Genomic DNA, 22,103 nt, shown 5'->3' on the forward strand with positions numbered 1-22,103 from the left:
TGAATAAAAGGCCGTAAAGATGATCCTAATCATCTTTTATGGTCTTTTATTTTAGTGGTTAATGCTTAAAATGATTCAAAAACAGCAATTATCGGTGTTAGAGCGATAAAATAAATAACTCAAGGATTAATTGTTTATCCATATAGGAAGACTTTAATTTATAATCAGTCTCTGCACAATTATCAATGATGTTCAACAAACTTTCTAATTGGTAATGCCTTGCTTGATTTAAAGCTAATTTGACTCTATAAGGATGAACATTTATCGTTTTAGCTATTTGTTGGCCGCTGTACCCCTTTTGTCCTAATATTTTGCTTTGATAAAACAGACGGTAATTACTCGTCACTAATGCTAACAATTTGATAGGTTCCTCTTTCATCGCTGTTAAGTCTTTAACTAATTGAATCGCTTCGGTCTTTTTATTTTTTTGAATATATTCGGTTAATAAAAAAACATTTTGTTCTAAACTTCTATTAACGATTTGATGCACATCTTGTTTGTTAATTGTAGTTCTCTCACCTAAAAATAGTATTAATTTTTCAATTTCCTGTTTAATAACATTAAAATTTACACCGGTCAATTCTAGAATTAACTCAAGTGCGTCTTGTTTAATATCTTTATAATTTTCATGTAGTTGACTTTTTATCCAATTTTTCAATTCTTCTTCAGACATTTGCTCTATCTTTATAATTTGAGCATGTTTTTTCAAAGATTTAACAACTTTTTTTCTTTCATCTAATTTAGCATGATTCACTTCAAATATAATTAAGGTCTCACCATCATATTTTTCTATAAATTTCATAAGTTGGTCGATATTATGATTAAGTTCTTTAGGTGCTTTCTCGCCAGTAAATACATACGCATTTTGTACCAGAACCACTTTTTTATCAGAAAAGAAAGGCATAGTAAGCGATTCTTCAATTATTGGAGCTAAATCACTTTCATATAAATTATATTTTATGAAATTAAAGTCGTCTTTTGGCGCATCTAAATATTTATCAATCATTTCGGAAGCTTTTTTTTCAATAAGTTCAGGCACTTCTCCGTATATTGTTATTATATTATTACTCATTCTTAGCACCCTTTCATTACTATTGCACATTTCATAATTATAACATGTCTAATATTTTCTAACTAATTTAATCTGTATGAGTTTGTAATAAAATATTATCTCTAAACAAAATACTGACTTCACCATCTGTATGAGTTTGTAATATTTTAGCTCCTAAAGATTGTAACTTGTTAATAACCAGTTTATTAGGTAAGCCATACCTATTGTTGTTTCCCGCTGATATCAGAGCTATTTTCGGTTTAGTAGCTTGAAGAAGTGCCTCGCTCGTACTCGTTTTACTACCATGATGACCTACCTTTAAAACATCCACATTATATAAATTATATTTTTGCATTAATATAGATTCATTGTTCATAGTTGCGTCGCCCATTAATAATATTTTGTATTTTCTGTATTGTATCAGTATAATAATCGATTGCTCATTTAAATTATCTGAATTGAGAATCGTAGCATCTAAAAGATTAATATGAGCTTTGTCCATTAAAAATCGCGGTTTATTTTTAAAATCTAAAAGTTTTACATTATACTTTTGTGAAGTTTCTCTCAAATGATTTAATTCCTCTGGTTTAAAGCTTTTTTGATTAATAATGATATTTTCAATAGGTTGTTTTTGAATTAAATATTCTAACTCACCCATATGGTCTATGTGAGGGTGTGTAATTACCACGTAATCAATCTTTTTGATATTATGGCGTTTTAAAGTTGGGAGTATATGATATTTAGAAATATTATGATTGGGCGTTGTTTGTTTTGAATTGAATTGCCCTCCAGTATCAATTAATAATACCTCGTGTTTTTGTGTTTCAAATAAAAAAGCATCACCCTGTCCTACATTTAGCATAGTTAATTGATAGTCCTTAGATTGAGGTATTACAGTAGAAAAAATGTATAAAATAACCAGGGCAAAGATAAACATTTTAAAATGTTTATTTACTAATAGCAATAAATTAACAAATAAAATAATACATATGCCAGTTATTTGTAGATCGTTCAATACAGGGATATACCATTTAAAACTATTGATTTTTTCGAAATTTTCTACAAACTTATCATGTATAAATACGACATTATTATATAGTATGGATAACATGGTTATTTTAAAAGGAAAATGGATAAAACAAGTAAGAATAATGACTAGTGGAAATAATATAAATGAATAAAAAGGCACAAAAAATAAATTTGATATTAAGCCAATCCATTGAATTTGGTGAAAATGAATCGCACTTATAATAAATGAACCTAATTGAGCAATCAAGGTGATATAAATAAGTGATTTAAATGGTGACACGTTTGTTAGTAAAGGACTAGAAAAAAGTATAAAAAAAGTAATTAAAAAAGAAAATTGAAATCCAATATGGTAGATTAGCGAAGGGTTTATTAAAGTTAAAACGATAAATAGACCACCTAGCACATCCATAGCATTTTTCATAATATATTTCGGAAATATTAATATAATCAAGCTCATTGAGACAGCTCTAATAGCACTTGGTGACATATTTGTATAAAAACAGTAAACAGGTAATAAAAACAATAATATCATTTTGATGAATAATAACGGGCATTTGAATAAATTACACATATAAAATACAATTCCTATAATGATAGCAATATGTGTACCACTGATAGCTAATAAATGATATATACCGATATCTTTAATTTTTTCTATTTCATCTTTTTCCATTTGTGCCGTATTACCTGTTATAAATGCTATTGCTTTCTCAGGTGAATTGATATCCCATTGCCGTAACTTTTTATAGATAAATGCTTTATGCCTATGTAATAAATCGATTAATGTGCTAGAGTAGCTTTTACAACTTGAAAACTCTATATTTTGAATAAAAAAGGTAAGATTACTTTTGAAATTAGGGTTAACAGCTTTAAATTGGCCATTCACATTACAACTTTTTTGCCATAAAAAATTTGATATAGCCTTTGTTTCAACATTTTCTGGATGATAAATATATTTATAAAACGTTTTATTTATCATTATTTCTCCTTTAATACGATGATGTTCCAAAAAAGGGTGACTCATAAATTTCGCTTCTACTTGAAAATTTTTATTTATCATTGAATAACGATTTTTAATCGTCGAATCCAAATCTTTTTGAAACACCATAAAGCTAATTAAAGGGATTATAATAATAATAAAATAATGAAAATAACTAAAACGTTTACGCATCATTATAACGATTAATCCTATTAATATAATGAGTGATAAAGTTTTAGTATACAAAACCAAGATACCAGCTAAAAAAGCTAATGCATAGTAAATCAAATTTACTTATTGATTAAGTATTGCGCTACGTGTTTCGGGTTAAAAGGGATTTTTTTATATACAATACCTGACTGATCTAACAATTCTAAAGCATAGTGGTGGTTATGATAATCTTCTGCATAATAAATATTTTTAATACCCGCTTGAATGATCGATTTTGTACAGTTTAAACAAGGAAAATGAGTTACATAAATCGTAGCACCCTCGGTTGACACACCTTGTTTCGCGCATTGTAGCAATGCATTCATCTCTGCATGTATCGTGCGAATACAATGTCCATCTTCTAACAGACATCCTTCATCGATACAATGCACTTCTCCTGATACCGAACCATTATAGCCTCCGGCAATTATTCTGTTATCTTTGACGATAGTGGCGCCTACTGACAATCTTTCACAAGTAGAACGTAACGCTAGTAAATGACTTTGAGCCATAAAATATTCTTCCCATTTGATTCGTTCCATGATGTTAAACCTCCAATAGTATGTCATTTTTATTGTGAATAATTCTAGATTAATTGGCTTTTCTTAATAATGCAACAATATTTTAGATTGATAAATAAGAACTTAATTTTTCAACTGTCTTAGCACCAATTCCATTAATTTCTTTCAATTGGTCTAAAGATTTGAAATCGCCGTTTTGCTCCCTATATTCAATAATAGATTTAGCTTTCGTTTGCCCTATTCCAGGAATAGAAATAAGTTGACTTTCTGTTGCAGTATTGATGTTGATTGCTGCATCATTGCTATTTTTACTTGCTTCTACTAAATGCGTTGCATAATTCACGTTATGACTGGTTTTTTTGTCATTCTGTGTATTTAAATCCTCCCCTTTTTCAGGAATGTATACCATTTTTTGATCTACTAATTTTTCTGATAAATTAATATTTGATAGATCTGCATTAACTGAGACAACTGCTTTATCCAATAACTGTTTCATACGATCATCGCTTGCCATTTTGTAAATATTAGGATGTTTCACTGCACCTTTAATATCTACGTAAATGGTGGCATGCTTTGTATTATTTTGTCTTTGGTTTGTCTTATTATTTAATGAAGTTCCATTATCCTCCTTTAATAAAGATGGCATATGTGTGTTTGTTCCAATTAATTTGTTTTCATCAGTTTGTTTAAACTCATTTTCGTTACTATGCGCGTTAAATATAAGAAACAATATTGAAACAATTAGCAAAACTGAAATCGCACTCATTATGATTAAAGCTCGATATTTGTGGCAAATGTCTTTGATTAATTCCCATTGATGTAACAAAAAATCACTCCTTTATACTATACACGCATAAGGGAGTGATTTTACTCTTTATTTTTTTGCGATGAAAAACAAACGTTCCCCATCTTTATCATGATTATCTATTTCAAAATCAACAAAAGTTGTTATATTTTTAAAACCACAAGCTTCAAGCATGCTTGTGTAAATTTCTTCTGTATACGTTCTTTGATAATGTGATTCATCAAATCTGATATATTGATTTTCACCCTTTTTTATAAAAAAAGTCATGTCATGCCATACGCTTAAAGGGGCTTCGCCTCGAACAGCTTCCCAACCTAAAAATACATTTTCAGTTTCATCAATATAACTTTCATTATTGAATAGCGTTGTCATTTTGTGTTCTGTGTGAACATCAAACATAAACACGCCACTATCCGTTTCTAAATGATTATACACTTGATGGAACGTCGCCGTTACATCTTCTTTTTCGGGTAAATAATTTAAAGAATCGCAAAAAATGGTAATCACATCGAATTGTCGATTAAGTTCGAATTCAGTCATATCTCCTTCTATCCAGTTCACTTTATTGGATTTTTGCATTGCTATAGAAAGCATATCAACGCTTAAATCCATCCCAGTTATATGATTAAATCCGTCTAATTTTGAAGTGAAACTGCCTGTCCCACAACCAATATCTAAGATAGATGTTTTGTTATTGGCAAAATAATCTACAAGATTAAGCCAAGATTCGTAAGGCTGGTCTAAAGTCAATTGATCGTAGTAAAAGCTCATTTCTTCATATTGAACCATTATTAATAAACTGCCTGTCCATAAGATGCTAAAGGCGCATCTCGATATAATTTTTCAAGATTGTAATAATCACGTTCATCTTTATGGAAGACGTGAACAACAACATTAGCTAAGTCAATTAAAATCCATCTTGCCTCGTTAAAACCTTCCATTCGTTTAACTTCAATTTCAGCTTCATTTGCAGCGTCTTTAACTGCACGTGCAATGGATTGAACTTGTCTTTCATTGTTACCATGACAAACTATAAAATAATCTGTCATATCACTGATACCTTGCATATTTAAAGAAATAATATCTTCTGCCTTTTTATCTTCAGTTGCTTTGACAGCTATGTTTAATAATTGATCTGAATTCATTTAATCATCCTTTACTCTTTCGTCACTATAATTGTAATAATTCAAGCAAGCAATCGTGGCATTATAAACGGTAATATCTTTTGTGATTAAATATAAAACAGTTCGCTTAGAAATTTCATAAATTGTATTATCTAAGCTACCTTGATTGTATGCTAAATCTCTAATTTCTTCAACGCCTGGGGTCTGACGACCAGGTTCTATATAATCTGCAATAAAAACTAATTTTTCAGTTTTGGACATTTGAGCACGTCCAGTTGTATGATTTTTGATAGCCAATAAGACTTCTTCATCAGTCACGCCAAATTGATTTTCCATTATAACTGCACAAACAGGACCATGTAAAATTTCCGAACCATAACTGAGTAAATCACTATCTAAATCATATTGTCTAACCATTTGATACATTGAGCCTAAATCATCATACTTACTGTAATCATGTAAAATGCCAGCAAGTTCTGCTTTATCTTTATCACCATCATATATTTCAGCTAATTTCACAGCTGTTTCTGCTACTCTAAGTGAGTGATTAAATCTTTTCTCAGGTAATTTTGCTTTCACTAAGGAGACGGCTTCATCCGTTTTCATATAATCCTTCCTCTCTGATATATTTTTCTACACTTTGAGAAACAAGCATTTGAATATTATTATTTTGTTTCACTCTATTCCTTATAAGCGTGGAACTAATATCTACACGTGGTATATTGATTGCTAACATGTTCGATGTTACTTCTTGATTTGATTTTTCTCTGTTAACAATTACAAACGTGACGATTGATTTCAATGCTTCAATTTTATACCACTTTTCTAATTGATTATACTGATCAGTGCCTATGACAAAATACAATTTAGCATTCGGATGCTTATCTAGGATATGTTTTATCGTATGATACGTATAACTTTGACCTTTGCGTTCTATTTCATCTAAACAAATTGATCCAAACCCCAATTCATTAATCGCACATTGAATCATATCTATCCTATATCTCGCGTCTAAATAATCTGTATGCGCTTTTAGTGGCGACATATAACTTGGTATAAAATAAAATATATCTGGTTGAATAACATGATTCACTTCACTAGCAACAACCATGTGAGCTGTATGAATCGGGTTAAACTGCCCACCATATAAAACAATAGATTGAGCCATTAAGGTAATTGAATCTGTTTGTTATCTTGTGATTCTTTATACAACACAATCATAGACCCGATTACTTGAACAATTTCACTATGCGTTGCATCGCTTAATGACTGTGCTAAGTCATTTTTGTCTTCAAAATTATTTTGCAAAACATGTATCTTTATTAATTCTCTATTTTCTAAAATATCTTTTAATTGATCTATCATGTTATCTCCAAGACCAGCTTTTCCGATTTGGAAAGTTGGATCTATATTATGTGCTTTGCTTCTTAAAAACCTTTTTTGTTTACCTGTTAACATAAAATACTCCTTTATAAATATTCTAAAACTGTTTGTTTCATAATTTGTATATTTGGTTCAGTGGCCGTCCATATTTTAAAGCTTTCGGCTCCTTGATAAATAAACATGTCTAAGCCATTATAGACCGGATTACCTTGCGCTTCAGCTTGTTGTAAAATGGGCGTCTTAAATGGGACATACACAATGTCACTTATTAATGTATCAGGTTCTAAATTTTTTAAACTAATTGGAATTTCTTGATTTGTATTCATACCAGCAGGCGTCGTATTAATAATAATATCAAATTCTGATAATGCCACTTCAGCTTCTGATAAATGAACTTTATTAACATTTAAATTCCACTGTTCAAATCTATTCATCGATCTATTCGCTATAGTAAGTTTAGGCTTTACATACTTAGTTAATTCATTAGCAATACCTTTACTTGCTCCGCCTGCTCCCAAGATTAGTATATATGCATTGTTTAAATCTGGATAAACTTGCTGTAACCCTTTGACATAGCCAATGCCATCTGTATTATAGCCAATCCATTTACCATTTCTAATTTTAACTGTATTAACGGCGCCAACAGTTTCAGACTGTTCGTCAATTTCATCTAGGAAAGGTATAATACGCTCTTTATGAGGAATGGTAACATTAAAACCAGATAAATCTTTTTCTGAAGTAATTTCCTTTATAAGATGGAAATCTTTTTCAGAGATATTAATAGCTTCGTACGTTGCATGGTAATCTAATGCTTTAAAATTAGCGTTATGCATTGCAGGCGATAACGAATGATCAATAGGGTTGCCAATTACTGCAAATTTCATATTTAACACACCTTACATAATTGAATTTCTTAAAATAACATCAACATTTTTAGGCACTCGAACAATCACTTTTGCACCTGCATCTATTGTGATGAAACCTAAACCAGAAATCATGACATCTCTTTTTTCTTTACCTGTTTCTAATCTTACGGCTTTAACATCTTTTAAGTCAAAGTTCTCAGGATTATGAGGTGGCGCTAAGAGCGAGCCTAATTGATTGCGCCATAGTTCATTAGCGTTTTCTGTTTTAGTTCTGTGAATGTTTAATTCATTTGAAAAATAACAAATTAATGGACGTTTCCCTCCACTTATATAATCAATACGTGCAAGACCACCAAAAAATAAAGTTTGCCCTTCGTTAAGTTGGTAAATTCGTTGCTTAATCTCTTTTTTAGGTATGACAACTTTAAGTTCATCTTCTGAAACTAAATGCGTCATTTGGTGATCTTGGATTACACCTGGTGTATCATACATGAAAGTTGTTTCATCTAATGGTATGTCAATCATATCTAACGTTGTACCAGGAAACCTTGATGTCGTCACAACATCCTTTTCTCCTACACTACGTTCTATTAATTTATTAATTAAAGTCGATTTCCCTACATTTGTCGTGCCTACAATATATACATCTTCATGGTTTCGAATGCGATCAATAGACTCTAATAAATTTTCAATGCCTTCATTTTTTTCTGCAGATATGAGCACTACGTCTTCGGCTTCAAGTCCATATTTTTTCGCCGTTCTTTTTAACCATTCTTTTACACGACGTTTATTGATTTGTTTTGGTAATAAATCTATTTTGTTAGCTACTAAAATAATTTTTTTATTTCCAACGATTCGTTTTATAGCATTAATAAAAGAGCCCTCAAAGTCAAAAACATCTACGACATTTACGATTATGCCTTTTTTCTCACTTAATCCATTCAGTAGATTTAAAAAATCTTCACTATCTAATCCGACATCTTGAACTTCGTTATAATTTTTCAACCTAAAACACCGTTTACATATTACATCTTCACGAAACAAATTGTGTTCCGGCACATAACCTGGCGCGTCTGAATCTTCAGATTGTAATGGCGCACCGCAACCAATACATTTTAATAATTCCGTCTCACTCAATCAGTTTTCCTCCCACTTGATATAGCCTTTTTTTCTAAAGTGCTGTAATAAACGTCGCTCTATTAGTCGATTAAATTTAGTTATAAAACCATCTGTTTGCTTAACAGGCACCACCATAATTGTAAACAGACCACGTCGATTGCCACCAAACACATCCGTTAACATTTGGTCTCCTATGACTACAACTTCAGATGGTTTTAAATCCATAGAGGTCATCGCACGATTAAATGCACGGCCTCTTGGTTTTTTTGCTTTAAATATATAATCGACTTTTAAAGATTTTGAAAAACTGCCAACTCTTTTTTCACTGTTATTAGAAACAATTGTAATGGTAATACCTCTTTGTTTCGCTTCTTCAAACCAGTTTTTAACTGCTTCTGTCGGGTCAGCAACGTCCCACCCAACAAGTGTATTATCTAAATCAGTTACTATACCTTTTACACCAGATTCTGCAAGTTTATCTATGTCTATTTGAAAAATAGATTGCACGTATTCATTTGGCATAAAATATTTCTTTATCATACCCATTATCTATTCACCTTTTTATATCATTTTAATTAACGCTTCTACGGTTTTACTAGATGATTTCGCAGCTTTGTCTAAAAATTCATCAAATGTAATACCAGCATCTCCATCTGCTAAATCTGATATGGCACGTGTGATAATAAATGGTAAATTGAATTGATAGCATGTTTGTGCGATTGCCGTTGCTTCCATCTCGGCAGCCATTGCTTGAGGGAAGTTTGTCTTAATTTCCATTCGTTGACGACTCGTTCCAATAAAGCTATCACCACTTACGATAAGACCTGTTTTAGCTATCAATTGTTGATCAGTTATCACTTGTGTTGCTTTATGAACTAATGATTTATCCGCTATAAATTGTGCTGGCATTTGAGGAATTTGCCCTAACTGATATCCAAATGCTCTAGCATCAGCGTCATGATAAGCAACCATATCACTTACAATGACATCACCTACATTTAATGACTTATCTAAAGCACCTGCTGACCCCGTATTTATAATCAATCGCGGTCTGAATTTTTCAATTAATAATGTTGTTGAAATGGCTACATTAACTTTACCGATTCCACTTTGAGTTAAAACAACTTCTTTATCATTTAAATAGCCTTTATAAAAATAAACATGTGCAATATTAATTTCTTCTAAATTTACGAGTTTATCTTTAAGGATTGCTACTTCCTCTTCCATAGCACCTATAATACCTATCATTATAATTCACCTCATTTTAAAATCCTAACCTTAGTTATTCTACCACATTTAAAGCGATACCTCGACGATTGAATAATAATTATACTAAAATATTAAACCAATTTTCAGATTTATACAGAGGCATTTTAATATTTTAACTCCTCATTACGCTTCGTATGTTTAATGCTTTTTCCTCGACACTTATTTAAGTGAAGCTAGTAAAGTAAATTTTTGTATTAAACAAATAAACATTCTCAAGTCCATTAATGTTTAGATTAAGAACTAGAGAATGTTTATACAGTAACTATTATAATTTTTAACTGCCCATTAATTGTGTTAAACCTTGTAACGAATAAACGCCTGTAACAACAGTGACTATAACAGCTAAAATACCAAACCAGAGCATCCAGGCGGGGTGATGGTAATCTCCAACGATTGATTTTCGTTTACTAGCAATTAGTATGGTAGTTAATATTATTGGTAATATTAAACCATTTAAAGCACCAGCAACAATCAATAGTGTAACTGGTTTACCTAAGAATAAGAACACCAATGTGGATACAACGATAAATGTAATTACTATTATATTTGTTTTATTGTAAATAGATTTATGCATCGTCTTTAAAAATGTTGCGCTTGTATAAGCGGATCCAATCACAGAAGACATCGCTGCCGCAAATAATACAATGCCGAATATGTTTTTACCTATCGGCCCGAGCACATGTTCAAATACAGATGCTGGTGGGTTTGTAGAATTTAAAGTTACCCCTGTTACAACTACTCCAAGTACAGCTAGAAATAATAATGCTCTTAGCACGCCAGTTGTTAATATCCCCGAAATAGCTGCTTTGTTTACAAACGGTAAGTAATGTTTACCTTTTATGCCTGAATCTAAAATTCTATGTGCGCCAGCAAATGTAATATAACCACCTACAGTTCCACCAACCAATGTAATAATTGGTAAAACAAGCGCTAATGGTTGCTCTGGCATCACCAGATGTTTAGCCGCTTCAGCATAAGGTGGATTTGCTTTAAACATAACAAATGCAACTACTACAATCATAAGTATACCTAAAAACATAGTGACAACATCCATGATTTTTTGACCACTTTTACTTACAAAAATAAGTATGGCTAATACAGCTGTGATAGCTGCTCCTATTTTAACGTCTAAACCAAAAATGGCATTTAACCCTAATCCTGCACCAGCAATATTACCAATATTAAATGCAAGTCCACCAATGGCAATCAGCAATGAAATAAATGTGCCAAGCCCGTTAAATATTTCATTCGCTACTTCTTGACCACGTTTACCTGTAACTACCAATACTCTCCAAATATTAATTTGCGCCCCTATATCAATTAATATTGATAGTAAAATTGCAAAAGCAAAACTTGAAGTAAACTGAGCAGTAAATACTGCTGTTTGCGTTAAAAACGCAGGTCCTATTGCTGATGTTGCCATTAAAAATACAGAACCTAATAACAATCTTTTATGATTTTTTGTAAACTCAAAATCCTTTGGTTCTGTTTTTAATTTATCTCCCATGTATTAGCCTCCCAGCTTTGTTATAGAAACGCCTTCTTTCGATAGTCTCTCTCTTATTTTTGTAACAAATTCTAATGCATGTTCACCATCTCCATGAACACAAATCGTATCTGCTTGAATATCTATTTCTTTGTTATTTTTAGTCATGACGCTTTGTGATTTCACCATTTTAACAACTTGTTCAATCGCTTCTTCTGTATCCGTAATGAGGGCATCATTTTCCTTTCTGCTCACTAATTGACCATCATCTTCATAACGTCTGTCAGCAAATACTTCTGAAGCGGTCGTTAATCCTATGGCCTGGGCTTCTGAAATAAGTAACGTATTGGATAATCCTACATAAATTAACGATTGATCAAAATCGTATACCGCTTGCGCAATAGCATGAGCAATTGATTTATTACGTGCCCCCATTTGGTAAAGTGCTCCATGTGGTTTTACGTGATTTATCTTAACCTCATGAATGTTACAAAAACCACTTAAAGCACCAAGCTGATAAATTACAATATCATAAATCTCATCAGGCGATAAATCCATGTTTCTGCGTCCAAATCCTTGTAAATCTGGCAGACCTGGATGTGCTCCTATACCAATCTCATTTGATTTAGCTAATTTTACAGTTTGATGCATGACATGTTGATCACCTGCATGAAACCCACAAGCAATATTAGCTGAGGTAATTAGCGGAATGATTTGCTCATCCCCGCCAAAAGAATAATTTCCAAAAGCTTCACCTAAATCACAGTTTAAATCGACTTTCATTATGATTCCTCCTTGATAATCTTATGTCTATCTAAGAATTTAATATCGACTTCATTAGCATCACCATCTGCGTATAGTGGATACGATAAAACAGCATATAAAAAGTCAGCTGTGGTTGTAAATCCATCTATAACCATTTCATCTAATGTAACTTTCAATTTTTTAATAGCTAATGCTCGATTTGATGCTTTCACAATCACTTTTGCCACTAGTGAATCGTAGTTTGGAGAAACAGTATAACCTTGATAAAGCAAACTATCAATACGAACATTAAATCCCTGTGGCAAATGTAGTGCTTTTACTTTTCCTGGAGAAGGTTGAAATTGTTTCTGAGGGTTTTCAGCATTGATTCTCGCTTCAATCACGTGACCATCAAATAAAATATCTTCTTGCGTAAATGGCAATGCACCATGCTTCATTAAATAAAGTTGTGCTTGTAATAAATCACGATTTGATCTCATTTCCGTAACAGTATGTTCTACTTGGATGCGTGCGTTCATTTCAATGAAATAATAAGCGTCATCTGTCACTAAATATTCGATTGTACCTGCACTTCTATAATTGGATGCTCTAGCTACTTTTACAGCATCATTACACATAGAAGCCCTCATTGCTTCAGATAACGCAGCACAAGGTGATTCCTCAATTAATTTTTGATTTTTGCGTTGTACTGAACAATCACGCTCTCCTAAATGTATGTAATTATCGTAGCCATCTCCAAGTACTTGAACTTCTACGTGTTTAGCTACAGGTATAAATGTTTCTACATACACACGATCATCATCAAAATATTTTTTACCTTCATTCTTTGCTTCTTTAAAAGCTTTTTCCAAATTTTCTTCAGTTTTAACAATTCTTATACCTTTTCCTCCACCACCGCTAGCAGCTTTTAACACAAGTGGATAACCAATATCATTTGCGATTTCTTTAACTGCTTCCACCGATTCTACAGCAGCTGTTGAACCTGGTATGATTGGCACGCCAGCCCGGTCTACTGTTTGCCGAGCTGTAATTTTATCTCCCATTAATTCCATGGTCGTATCAGTTGGCCCTATAAAATGAATATTGTTTTGTTCTACGTTTTTAGCAAAGGATGCACTTTCTGATAAAAACCCGTACCCTGGATGAATCGCATTCGCGCCAGTTATTTTGGCTGCGCTAATAATCCTCTCTTGATTTAAGTAACTATCTAATGGATTTGCATCACCAATGCAAACCGCTTGATCAGCTAAACTTACATGAAGACTTGATTCATCACCTAAAGCGTAAATTGCAACCGTTTCAATATCCATTTCTCTGCAGGCCCGAATGATTCTTACCGCAATTTCTCCTCTATTTGCAATTAAACAACGGTACAATACAAATACCCCCTATTCAATCTTATTTTACTGTTATAATTGTTTGGTCGTATTCCACGCTTGAACCGTGGCTAATAAGTATGGATTCTACTACACCACTCACATCACTTTTGACCTCGTTCATCACTTTCATTGCTTCTATATAGCCAATGACGTCGCCTTCTTTAATTTCGTCGCCTTCTTTAATTAACGGCTCTGATAATTCTTTTTCATCCTGTAAATAAAATGTACCAACCATAGGTGATTTAACAACTTGATTTGATTTTACTTCATTTGAAACACTTTGTTGATCAGAATTTGAAGTATGATTTGCGACTGCATTTTGTTGCGTTTGCCCGCCATTAAAAGTATTATCTGTGAAATCTATAGAAATTTCGTTTTCATAATCTTTATAATTAAATTTCTTTACTCCATTATCTTTTACTAATTGAATTAATTGCTCTAGTTTATCAAAGTTCATCATAATTCCCCTTTCAATAATTTATTAATACGTGCTGATGTGTTTCTCATTTGAGCAACATCGAATATGGGTTGATTAAGTAAATTTTCTATTTTGTCGTTAAAATCTTTTTCTTGTTGTTCTAATTTGGTTACTGCTGTTTCGACTGTAGTCCATTCAAAACGAATTATCTCATTAGGTTGCATTTGAGCTAATCTATGCAAATCTGATGCACAAACTGTTGCGATTTTTGTATAACCACCAACTGTTTGTTTATCATTTAATAAAATAATTGGATTGCCATCGTTTGGGACTTGGATACTTCCTAATGCAACTGGTTCCGATATAATATCAGCCGATCCTATAGGTGGTATGTTTTCTCCTTGTAAACGATATCCCATGCGATCTGATTTTTCTGATATTTCGAAATTTTTAGATACTAATTTTTGTTGCGCCTCTTTACTAAAATGATCAATTTGTGGCCCCTCGATAATTTGAATAGGTTTATTATTATTTTTTGCTAAATTAAAAGGTAAACTAATACCTAGTCTTTCCTTATATGATGTATTATAAAGACATCCAATTAAATCACCAGATTTTAAAGCACGTCCTTTAAAGCCACCAATTTGACTACGCGTATGTGTTGAAAAACTATCTGCAACTTTAGATATATCTAATGGTTTACCAAATAATAAATACCCTCGTGCACCTTCGTTTACTTGTCCAACTTTTAAAACATCGCCTTTTTTCACCGCTATAACTGTCGATCCATCAATGAATGTATCATTTAATGTCGCCTTAAATTTAGCGCCTGTAAGTACAAATGTATTGTCTTCCAAAAATTCAACTGTTGGGCCAATAATAGTACATTCAATGGCTGGTCCCCTATTCCCAATTAATATTTGACCCATTCTATAAGCATAGTTATCTAACACGCCTGCAGAAGAAAAACCTTGATCTTGATAACCAATTCTCCCTAAATCTTGAATGGTACTAAATAAACCTGGAGTTAAAATTTTAATGCTCATATTGAACTTTCACCCACTTTTCAATATCAAATTCACCTTGTTGTTCAGCAATAATCTGTTCAAATGTTGTTTCATCTATAGAATAAAACTTTATATAATCTCCAGATTTATATAAACACATAGGCGTTCTAAAAATATCAAATACAGTAATAGGTGTGCGGCCTATAATTTGCCATCCTCCTGGCGATTGTTTAGGGTATAATCCAGTTTGATTATTTGCAATACCAACAGAACCAGCAGGAATATGCGTTCTAGGTTCTTGTCGTCTAGGTGTGTGTAGTTGGGAATTTAGCCCACCCAAAAAAGGGAAACCTGGCATAAACCCTAACATATAAATTAAATAAGCATCTTTTGTATGTAAATGGATGACTTCTTCTACAGATAATTGATTATGTGTTGCTACCTCTTGAATATCTGGCCCATATTCACCATCGTATAAAACTGGCAAACTGATTGTTTTTATGTTTTTTGGTTGGTCATCCAAATCAATTTGATTTAATTGTTCTAAATTCAACTGATTAACTATATCTATTAATTTTTGCTTTGTAATATCAATATGTAACATTATAGAACAATAAGAAGGGATAATTTCAATAATTGCTTTATGCTGTTGTTCTTTTATATATTTTTCAACTTTTTGAACTTTTTTAAATGTTGCAGGATCAATCTGTTGTTCAAAATAAATCATAATTGTTTCTTCATTAATCAATTTATATTCCACTATTGCGCCCCCTTTTATATTACGCACAATTAAACCTTAAAACAAAGATTATTAAACACGCAATATTAGTATTATATCATTTATACTTAATTTATGTTTAATAAAAAATAGTTATAATTGTTGATAATAAACTACAATCATAAATGACTTATTAATTCACATGTCATCTTACAAAGTAGTCTTAATTTTCCGATATTTTTTTGAATGATATTAATTTATCAAATAGTCGCCAATAAGTATATATTTTTATATTGAAAGTGTAAAATCCCCCTAACTCAATAAGTTAAGGGGATTAGTTACAATTATTTAATGTTTACAATTTTTACGTTAATTTCAGCACCATTTGGTAGTGGCACACGTACTTCTTCATTTAATTTTTTACCAATTAAACTTTGTGCCATAGGTGATTCATTTGAAATCTTACCATTAAATGCATCAGATTCTGCTGACCCAACGATTTGATATTCTTCCTCGTCGTCACCAGGTAATTCAACAAATGTTACGGTTTTACCAATTTGTACTTGATTATTGTCTCCTGTGTCTTCGATGATTAGCGCATTACGTAACATGTGTTCAATTCTCTGTATATCTTGTTCAATAAATCCTTGTTCATCTTTAGCAGCATCATACTCGGAGTTCTCAGATAAATCACCAAATGAGCGTGCTACTTTTATTTTTTCAACGACTTCTGGTCTTTTTACAGTTTTTAATTCTTCTAATTCGTTTTCTAATTTTTCAAAACCCTCTTGAGTCATTGGGTATTGTTTTTGGTTTTCCATATTTGTCATCTTCCTTTACTAAAATACTATTGTGTACTAACTAATGTTTGGATTTTTGTTGTCATTATATCGATAGCCACTTTATTACTTCCACCTTCTGGGATAATAATATCCGCATATCTTTTAGTAGGTTCGATAAATTGGTTGTGCATTGGTCGAACTACATTTAGATATTGATTGATTACCGAATCCATTGTACGTCCTCTTTCTTCAGTATCACGAAGCAAGCGTCGCAAGATTCGTAAATCTGCGTCCGTATCAACATAAATCTTAACATCCATTAAATCTCTTAACATTTTATTTTCAAGCGCAAATATACCTTCTACGATAATAACATCTTTTGGTTTAAATGCAATCGTTTTATCGCTTCGAGTATGATTTGTATAATCATAAGTGGGCACTTCAATCTGCTTACCGTTTCTCAAATCGTTTAAATTTTCAATTAATAAATCATTATCAAAAGCAAATGGATGGTCATAATTCGTTTCTAAACGTTCTTCAAAACTTAAATGGGATTGGTCCTTATAATAATAGTCTTGGGCTAATAATGCAACACTATGACCTTCTAAATTTTTCATTATTTCGTTAGTTACTGAGGTTTTACCTGAACCTGAACCACCAGCAATTCCAATTATTGTCGTACCTTTCATTATCCAATTTCCTTTCTCATCATGTTGTTGGTATAAATTGGATGGTCAACTTTAATTTGCACGATTTGTAATGGGTGCCGTGCAGCATCAAGTTCATTACCTTCTTCATCATAAATAGTCTCAACAACTTGTCTAAATGTATTAATTTCAGGACCAAAAAACTCTATTTCTTGCCCAGGTTCAAATTTATTTCGTTGCTGTATAGTAGCTATTTTCGAAATCTTGTCATAATCCAAAACTAATCCACAGAAATCGTATGCAGCGTTTTTTTTATTTTGTTGACCATACATTTGCTCTTCATAACCTGGCGTCCCCTCTATAAATGCAGGCGCGGTGTCTCTATTAGCGCATTTGTCTAACTCAATTAACCATTCAGGCTGAATTTTAAAGTTATCTGGATCTTCAGCGTATGCATCTATCACTTTTCTATATACTGAGACTACTGTAGCGATATAATGTATTGACTTCATTCGTCCTTCAATTTTAAGCGAATCTACACCAATATCCATCATTTTAGGGATGGACTCAATCAATTTCAAATCTTTTGGACTCATTGCAAATGGTGTGGCTTCATTCTCATCGTAATACAAATCTAACTCGCCATCTTCATCTACTTCTAATAAATCATAATCCCAGCGACAACTTTGACAACACCCGCCTCTGTTAGAATCACGTGCTGTCATATGATTACTTAAAGTACATCTTCCAGAATAAGCAATACACATTGCACCATGTATAAAAGATTCAATTTCAATATCAACTTTCTCTTTCATTTCTCTCATTTCCATAGCACCTGTTTCACGAGCTAAGACAACACGATCCAAGCCTTCCTGTTTCCAAAATTCAACAGCTTTATAATTCGAAAGTGATTGTTGTGTAGATAGATGTATTTCTAATTTAGGCGCGACACGTTTACATGTTTCAATGATCAGCGGATCCGCTACAATGATGCCGGTAGCACCAGTTGACTCTAAATCTTGTAAATATTGATCTAATCCCTCTATATTTTCATCATGAGCAATAATATTCGTAGTTACATATATTTTGGCTCCATATTGGTTTGCGAATGATACGCCTTCAACTATTTCTTCCATGGTAAAATTGTCAGCGTTAGATCTCAAACCGTACGCTTGCCCACCTAAAAATACAGCATCAGCACCATAATGAACAGCTATTTTTAGTTTTTCTAAATTACCAGCGGGGGCAAGAAGCTCAGGTTTTTTCATTTTATTTTTGCTTTTTTCTACAACTTCTTCTAAGATTTTCATCCTCATATACCTCCCTTAATATACAGTTTGTTTATATAAGAAACCTTCATCAAATGGACGGTGTTCTGGTTGTATCGCTTCAATAGGATCGACAAGCATAAATTTTTCATCCTCATAAGCTTCTGGATCTTCATTGTATAAATCAATAGCTTCTCTATATTGCTCTGTACAAACATTGATATATGTTTCCGTTTGTAATACACCATCGATTTTTAATGCATCTATACCATTTGCTAAAAGGGGTTCTAATTCTTCAATCAAACATATATCATTCGGAGACATAATATGTGTCCCATTATAATCTTCAAAAACTGGATATTTATTATCACGTTCTGCATCATATAATAATAATTCATTCGCTTCTTTGTTTCTTTGAATTTTCATTTGACGTTCTTGGAAAGTAAAGTAATTACCTAAAAGCATGCGTTTAGATTGGAACATGCAAGTCATGCCGTGTACTTGAACTTCAATTTCAACATCGGCATGTTTTTTAATATTTAAAATTTCATCTAAACTAAGTTCTCTGGCTAGTTGCGCACGTTTTGCACCTTTTCTTCCCCAATAATTACATTGAAAATAATTCGTCACTAATGCTTCTGCATCCCAATTTAGTGGTATTGGGTTTTCTTGTTCTTTGACATACATAACCACTGCAGGATCTCCAAAAATAATACGATCGACTCTAATTTCATGCAAAAAGTTGATATATGCTTCTACTGCGTTTAAATGGTAATTGTGAAAGATACCATTAACTGCTGCGTAGACCTTTTTTCCGTGACTATGTATTAATTCTACTGCTTCTTTCATAGCTTCTTTTTTAAATTCTCCAGCTAACCTTAGGCCAAATTTTTGTTCCCCAATGACGAAAGCATCTGCGCCTTTTTCAATTAATACTTCAATGTGTTTAACAGATTTAGGTGTCACTAATAGTTCTGTCATTTTGATTCTCCTTTAATTGAAATAGCTAACCCATCATCCATATTTAAGAAATTAGTAGTAAAGTCAGGTTGAGCCATAAGCCATTCGTTATACTGTTGCACTTTTTTTACCATCTGCTTTACATTTCTACTTCGTACTACTGAAATGTCTGAAACAAAACCATGATACAGCACATTATCAGTGACAATAACGCCGCCCTCTTTCAATAAAGGGGCGTAAAGCGTAAAGAATTTTTTGGATTGTGCTTTCGCAGCATCAATAAAAATCATATCAAATGAAAGGTGTTTAATGTTGTCAAATGCTTCTAGTGCATCTTCTTCCACCAATTCAATTTGTTCTCCATATCCAAATTTTATAATGTTTTCTTTAGCTTTTAATTGCATTTCACTATTACGCTCAATTGTAGTAACTTTAATTTTATTAGAAACAGAAGCGAACTGCATACTGCTATATGCAATAGCAGTACCAATTTCTAAAATGCGCTGTGGTTTATGTAATCGAATAAGCTGTTTTATCATTTCTAATGTAAGCCTATCAACAATAGGAACTTGATTTGCTTCGGCGTATTGCCTAAGCATTTCAATCGGTTCAGCATTTTGTTTATGCAATTCTAATAAATATGACTGGTTATTATTCATTTTAAAACTTCCTTCAACGTAAAATGATTCAAGCGTTTTTTACAAATTAAATATAATCAGTCAAGGTTACTGTGACTGATTATATTTAATTCATAAACGCATACTATGTTTTTATATTATGAAATACTAAATAGATTTATTATAAAATGCTTTGAAATCATTTCTTATGATTTAATTTTAACTTTATATATTTTACCACAAAGCTACATAGATTATAAGTGTAAATTGTGTTTACTAACACAGTCCTACACTTATAATTTCTAACAAGTTGGGTATTAATACAAAAGATAGAAAAATTATATTTACACTTATTCTTCTATTGATAACCTACACCAGTAAATTAGAGCAAGTTGAAAAATTTTACTCTCAAGGTTTGTTGATAACTAGAAAAATATAAAAGTTGGCGTGTACATTTATAATTACTACAAAGTCGAACTATAATTGAAACAAACACGTAGTATGTTTCTAATCGTGAAACTTTGAATATAAAAAATGCACCTTCATTCAAAAATGAAAGTGCATTGATGTTAAGTGTGGGTATCACACCCAAACATTGTATTTTTAAAGTTATATACAAATATTTTAATCTATATAAAAATTATTCGTGATTATGATCGTGATCGTCCATTTCGGTATTAACTACTTCTTCAATCATATCCCATTCTTCATCTGTTTCCACAGGTAAGAATTTTCCACCTTCTCCATCTTCATCTGGATCATTAATCATTGGTACTAATTCAATGAGATCATCATCATCTGATTCTGCGCCTTCTTCAGCAAGAATAACATACTCTTTTTTGAATTCTGGATGGAAAAATTCTAAAACTTTGCGATATAGTACTTCATTTCCATCTTCGTCATATAAAGTTAATAATTCCTCTTGGTTATTGATTTCTAATTCAGATTCATGGTTGTGTTCAGTCATTATAAAACGCTCCTTTTTATTGTATAGAATCTAAATAGCCTTGTAATATAAATACGGCAGCCATTTTATCTATTACTTTTTTTCGTTTTTGTCTAGAAACATCAGCTTCAAGTAAAGAACGTTCTGCGGCCATGGTACTTAAACGCTCATCCCACATGATAATCTCTACAGATGGCAATGCTTCTTGAAGTTGCTCCTTGTATTGTAACGAAGCCTCGCCTCGAAATCCAATAGAATTGTTCATATTTTTTGGTAAACCTATAACAACGGTCCCAACTTTCTCTTTCTCTATTATATTTACTAATCTATCTATACCTAATTCATTCTTATCTTCGTTTATATGGAGTGTATCTAATCCTTGGGCTGTCCAACCCATGAGATCACTAACAGCAATGCCAACAGTTTTACTTCCTACATCTAAGCCTAATATTTTATGTTTTAACATATATTAATTGGAATTCTCTTGTAAATAATTCGAAACTAATTCTTCCATAATATCATCACGATCAATTCGACGTATTTGGTTTCTAGCTTCATTATTACGCGGGATATAAGCTGGGTCGCCTGATAGTAAATAGCCGACTATTTGGTTAACCGGATTATAACCGCGTTCATTAAGCGTATTATAGACATTTTGAAGTACTGTTTTGACATCTTCTTTTGGAATTTCATCATAATTAAATTTCATTGTTTTATCAAAGTTTTCCATTTTTTTAACACTCCTTTGTTCGAG

The 22,103-nt window shown here is 32.1% G+C and carries 27 protein-coding genes; all 27 read right to left on the reverse strand.

The window, feature by feature from the left end; genetic code table 11:
• Window positions 1-97: 97 nt before the first annotated feature.
• Window positions 98-1,072, reverse strand: coding sequence for a DNA polymerase III subunit delta (holA, locus tag KA900_RS06910; protein ID WP_096809399.1), 975 nt, complete (start codon window positions 1,070-1,072; stop codon window positions 98-100).
• 67 nt (window positions 1,073-1,139) lie between these two features.
• On the reverse strand, window positions 1,140-3,254 hold the full coding sequence (locus tag KA900_RS06915) for a DNA internalization-related competence protein ComEC/Rec2 (protein ID WP_232164822.1): 2,115 nt from the start codon (window positions 3,252-3,254) through the stop codon (window positions 1,140-1,142).
• Window positions 3,255-3,349: 95 nt separating this feature from the next.
• Window positions 3,350-3,811 (reverse strand): ComE operon protein 2, encoded by a 462-nt coding sequence (locus tag KA900_RS06920; RefSeq protein WP_096809397.1) that lies wholly within the window; start codon window positions 3,809-3,811, stop codon window positions 3,350-3,352.
• An 82-nt stretch (window positions 3,812-3,893) separates the two neighbouring features.
• Window positions 3,894-4,616, reverse strand: a complete 723-nt coding sequence (locus KA900_RS06925) for a helix-hairpin-helix domain-containing protein (protein ID WP_107644204.1) — start codon at window positions 4,614-4,616, stop codon at window positions 3,894-3,896.
• A 48-nt stretch (window positions 4,617-4,664) separates the two neighbouring features.
• Window positions 4,665-5,384, reverse strand: coding sequence for a class I SAM-dependent DNA methyltransferase (locus KA900_RS06930; protein WP_210139407.1), 720 nt, complete (start codon window positions 5,382-5,384; stop codon window positions 4,665-4,667).
• 2 nt (window positions 5,385-5,386) lie between these two features.
• Entirely contained in the window at window positions 5,387-5,740 is a 354-nt protein-coding gene (gene rsfS, locus KA900_RS06935) for a ribosome silencing factor (protein ID WP_096809391.1), read from the reverse strand.
• Window positions 5,741-6,325, reverse strand: coding sequence for a bis(5'-nucleosyl)-tetraphosphatase (symmetrical) YqeK (gene yqeK, locus KA900_RS06940; protein WP_096809390.1), 585 nt, complete (start codon window positions 6,323-6,325; stop codon window positions 5,741-5,743). It lies immediately after the preceding gene.
• Window positions 6,312-6,887 (reverse strand): nicotinate (nicotinamide) nucleotide adenylyltransferase, encoded by a 576-nt coding sequence (gene nadD / locus KA900_RS06945; RefSeq protein WP_096809388.1) that lies wholly within the window; start codon window positions 6,885-6,887, stop codon window positions 6,312-6,314. Before nadD ends, yqeK begins: the two co-directional genes overlap by 14 nt.
• On the reverse strand, window positions 6,887-7,177 hold the full coding sequence (gene yhbY, locus KA900_RS06950) for a ribosome assembly RNA-binding protein YhbY (RefSeq protein ID WP_096809386.1): 291 nt from the start codon (window positions 7,175-7,177) through the stop codon (window positions 6,887-6,889). The genes nadD and yhbY overlap by 1 nt, the downstream gene beginning before the upstream one ends.
• An 11-nt stretch (window positions 7,178-7,188) precedes the next feature.
• The gene (gene aroE / locus KA900_RS06955; protein ID WP_096809385.1) at window positions 7,189-7,986 is read right to left on the reverse strand and encodes a shikimate dehydrogenase; all 798 of its coding nucleotides are present in this window, start codon (window positions 7,984-7,986) and stop codon (window positions 7,189-7,191) included.
• 12 nt (window positions 7,987-7,998) lie between these two features.
• The gene (gene yqeH / locus KA900_RS06960) at window positions 7,999-9,105 is read right to left on the reverse strand and encodes a ribosome biogenesis GTPase YqeH (RefSeq protein WP_096809383.1); all 1,107 of its coding nucleotides are present in this window, start codon (window positions 9,103-9,105) and stop codon (window positions 7,999-8,001) included.
• A complete protein-coding gene (locus KA900_RS06965) occupies window positions 9,106-9,633 on the reverse strand; it encodes a YqeG family HAD IIIA-type phosphatase (RefSeq protein WP_096809382.1) in 528 nt (175 codons plus the stop codon). It lies immediately after the preceding gene.
• Between the two features lie 15 nt (window positions 9,634-9,648).
• Complete coding sequence (gene mtnN / locus KA900_RS06970; RefSeq protein WP_103372726.1) at window positions 9,649-10,335, reverse strand: 5'-methylthioadenosine/S-adenosylhomocysteine nucleosidase; 687 nt, start codon at window positions 10,333-10,335, stop codon at window positions 9,649-9,651.
• 295 nt (window positions 10,336-10,630) lie between these two features.
• Complete coding sequence (locus tag KA900_RS06975; RefSeq protein ID WP_103372727.1) at window positions 10,631-11,863, reverse strand: NRAMP family divalent metal transporter; 1,233 nt, start codon at window positions 11,861-11,863, stop codon at window positions 10,631-10,633.
• 3 nt (window positions 11,864-11,866) lie between these two features.
• On the reverse strand, window positions 11,867-12,625 hold the full coding sequence (gene pxpA, locus KA900_RS06980) for a 5-oxoprolinase subunit PxpA (RefSeq protein ID WP_210139408.1): 759 nt from the start codon (window positions 12,623-12,625) through the stop codon (window positions 11,867-11,869).
• Window positions 12,625-13,983: an acetyl-CoA carboxylase biotin carboxylase subunit gene (locus KA900_RS06985; protein WP_096809374.1), complete on the reverse strand. Its 1,359-nt coding sequence runs from the start codon at window positions 13,981-13,983 to the stop codon at window positions 12,625-12,627. Before KA900_RS06985 ends, pxpA begins: the two co-directional genes overlap by 1 nt.
• Before the next feature lie 22 nt (window positions 13,984-14,005).
• Window positions 14,006-14,443 (reverse strand): acetyl-CoA carboxylase biotin carboxyl carrier protein, encoded by a 438-nt coding sequence (locus tag KA900_RS06990; protein WP_107644202.1) that lies wholly within the window; start codon window positions 14,441-14,443, stop codon window positions 14,006-14,008.
• Entirely contained in the window at window positions 14,443-15,450 is a 1,008-nt protein-coding gene (locus KA900_RS06995; protein WP_096809372.1) for a 5-oxoprolinase subunit C family protein, read from the reverse strand. Before KA900_RS06995 ends, KA900_RS06990 begins: the two co-directional genes overlap by 1 nt.
• Window positions 15,440-16,171 carry a 5-oxoprolinase subunit PxpB gene (gene pxpB / locus KA900_RS07000; protein WP_096809371.1) on the reverse strand — a complete coding sequence of 244 codons (732 nt, stop codon included), beginning with the start codon at window positions 16,169-16,171 and terminating at the stop codon, window positions 15,440-15,442. Before pxpB ends, KA900_RS06995 begins: the two co-directional genes overlap by 11 nt.
• Window positions 16,172-16,473: 302 nt before the next feature.
• On the reverse strand, window positions 16,474-16,950 hold the full coding sequence (gene greA, locus KA900_RS07005) for a transcription elongation factor GreA (protein ID WP_096809370.1): 477 nt from the start codon (window positions 16,948-16,950) through the stop codon (window positions 16,474-16,476).
• Window positions 16,951-16,976: 26 nt separating this feature from the next.
• Window positions 16,977-17,600 carry a uridine kinase gene (udk, locus tag KA900_RS07010; RefSeq protein ID WP_210139409.1) on the reverse strand — a complete coding sequence of 208 codons (624 nt, stop codon included), beginning with the start codon at window positions 17,598-17,600 and terminating at the stop codon, window positions 16,977-16,979.
• Window positions 17,600-18,868: a peptidase U32 family protein gene (locus tag KA900_RS07015; protein ID WP_096809366.1), complete on the reverse strand. Its 1,269-nt coding sequence runs from the start codon at window positions 18,866-18,868 to the stop codon at window positions 17,600-17,602. The genes udk and KA900_RS07015 overlap by 1 nt, the downstream gene beginning before the upstream one ends.
• Before the next feature lie 15 nt (window positions 18,869-18,883).
• Window positions 18,884-19,807 (reverse strand): peptidase U32 family protein, encoded by a 924-nt coding sequence (locus KA900_RS07020; RefSeq protein ID WP_096809364.1) that lies wholly within the window; start codon window positions 19,805-19,807, stop codon window positions 18,884-18,886.
• Window positions 19,804-20,445: an O-methyltransferase gene (locus tag KA900_RS07025; RefSeq protein ID WP_096809361.1), complete on the reverse strand. Its 642-nt coding sequence runs from the start codon at window positions 20,443-20,445 to the stop codon at window positions 19,804-19,806. The genes KA900_RS07020 and KA900_RS07025 overlap by 4 nt, the downstream gene beginning before the upstream one ends.
• Before the next feature lie 598 nt (window positions 20,446-21,043).
• Window positions 21,044-21,370 (reverse strand): DUF1292 domain-containing protein, encoded by a 327-nt coding sequence (locus tag KA900_RS07030; protein ID WP_096809359.1) that lies wholly within the window; start codon window positions 21,368-21,370, stop codon window positions 21,044-21,046.
• Window positions 21,371-21,386: 16 nt separating this feature from the next.
• Window positions 21,387-21,815: a Holliday junction resolvase RuvX gene (gene ruvX, locus KA900_RS07035; RefSeq protein ID WP_096809356.1), complete on the reverse strand. Its 429-nt coding sequence runs from the start codon at window positions 21,813-21,815 to the stop codon at window positions 21,387-21,389.
• A 3-nt stretch (window positions 21,816-21,818) separates the two neighbouring features.
• On the reverse strand, window positions 21,819-22,079 hold the full coding sequence (locus KA900_RS07040) for an IreB family regulatory phosphoprotein (RefSeq protein ID WP_096809354.1): 261 nt from the start codon (window positions 22,077-22,079) through the stop codon (window positions 21,819-21,821).
• Window positions 22,080-22,103 lie beyond the last annotated feature (24 nt).

The sequence above is a fragment of the Staphylococcus sp. GDY8P120P genome (assembly GCF_017892065.1).
Classification (GTDB): domain Bacteria; phylum Bacillota; class Bacilli; order Staphylococcales; family Staphylococcaceae; genus Staphylococcus; species Staphylococcus nepalensis.

Coding starts and splice junctions, on each gene's coding strand:
- holA (WP_096809399.1), bottom strand. CDS start 1,072: ATGAGTAATAATATAATAACAATATACGGAGAAGTGCCTGAACTTATT.
- KA900_RS06915 (WP_232164822.1), bottom strand. CDS start 3,254: ATGATGCGTAAACGTTTTAGTTATTTTCATTATTTTATTATTATTATA.
- KA900_RS06920 (WP_096809397.1), bottom strand. CDS start 3,811: ATGGAACGAATCAAATGGGAAGAATATTTTATGGCTCAAAGTCATTTA.
- KA900_RS06930 (WP_210139407.1), bottom strand. CDS start 5,384: ATGGTTCAATATGAAGAAATGAGCTTTTACTACGATCAATTGACTTTA.
- rsfS (WP_096809391.1), bottom strand. CDS start 5,740: ATGAATTCAGATCAATTATTAAACATAGCTGTCAAAGCAACTGAAGAT.
- yqeK (WP_096809390.1), bottom strand. CDS start 6,325: ATGAAAACGGATGAAGCCGTCTCCTTAGTGAAAGCAAAATTACCTGAG.
- nadD (WP_096809388.1), bottom strand. CDS start 6,887: ATGGCTCAATCTATTGTTTTATATGGTGGGCAGTTTAACCCGATTCAT.
- yhbY (WP_096809386.1), bottom strand. CDS start 7,177: ATGTTAACAGGTAAACAAAAAAGGTTTTTAAGAAGCAAAGCACATAAT.
- aroE (WP_096809385.1), bottom strand. CDS start 7,986: ATGAAATTTGCAGTAATTGGCAACCCTATTGATCATTCGTTATCGCCT.
- KA900_RS06965 (WP_096809382.1), bottom strand. CDS start 9,633: ATGGGTATGATAAAGAAATATTTTATGCCAAATGAATACGTGCAATCT.
- mtnN (WP_103372726.1), bottom strand. CDS start 10,335: ATGATAGGTATTATAGGTGCTATGGAAGAGGAAGTAGCAATCCTTAAA.
- KA900_RS06975 (WP_103372727.1), bottom strand. CDS start 11,863: ATGGGAGATAAATTAAAAACAGAACCAAAGGATTTTGAGTTTACAAAA.
- pxpA (WP_210139408.1), bottom strand. CDS start 12,625: ATGAAAGTCGATTTAAACTGTGATTTAGGTGAAGCTTTTGGAAATTAT.
- KA900_RS06990 (WP_107644202.1), bottom strand. CDS start 14,443: ATGAACTTTGATAAACTAGAGCAATTAATTCAATTAGTAAAAGATAAT.
- KA900_RS06995 (WP_096809372.1), bottom strand. CDS start 15,450: ATGAGCATTAAAATTTTAACTCCAGGTTTATTTAGTACCATTCAAGAT.
- greA (WP_096809370.1), bottom strand. CDS start 16,950: ATGGAAAACCAAAAACAATACCCAATGACTCAAGAGGGTTTTGAAAAA.
- udk (WP_210139409.1), bottom strand. CDS start 17,600: ATGAAAGGTACGACAATAATTGGAATTGCTGGTGGTTCAGGTTCAGGT.
- KA900_RS07015 (WP_096809366.1), bottom strand. CDS start 18,868: ATGAAAATCTTAGAAGAAGTTGTAGAAAAAAGCAAAAATAAAATGAAA.
- KA900_RS07020 (WP_096809364.1), bottom strand. CDS start 19,807: ATGACAGAACTATTAGTGACACCTAAATCTGTTAAACACATTGAAGTA.
- KA900_RS07025 (WP_096809361.1), bottom strand. CDS start 20,445: ATGAATAATAACCAGTCATATTTATTAGAATTGCATAAACAAAATGCT.
- KA900_RS07030 (WP_096809359.1), bottom strand. CDS start 21,370: ATGACTGAACACAACCATGAATCTGAATTAGAAATCAATAACCAAGAG.
- ruvX (WP_096809356.1), bottom strand. CDS start 21,815: ATGTTAAAACATAAAATATTAGGCTTAGATGTAGGAAGTAAAACTGTT.
- KA900_RS07040 (WP_096809354.1), bottom strand. CDS start 22,079: ATGGAAAACTTTGATAAAACAATGAAATTTAATTATGATGAAATTCCA.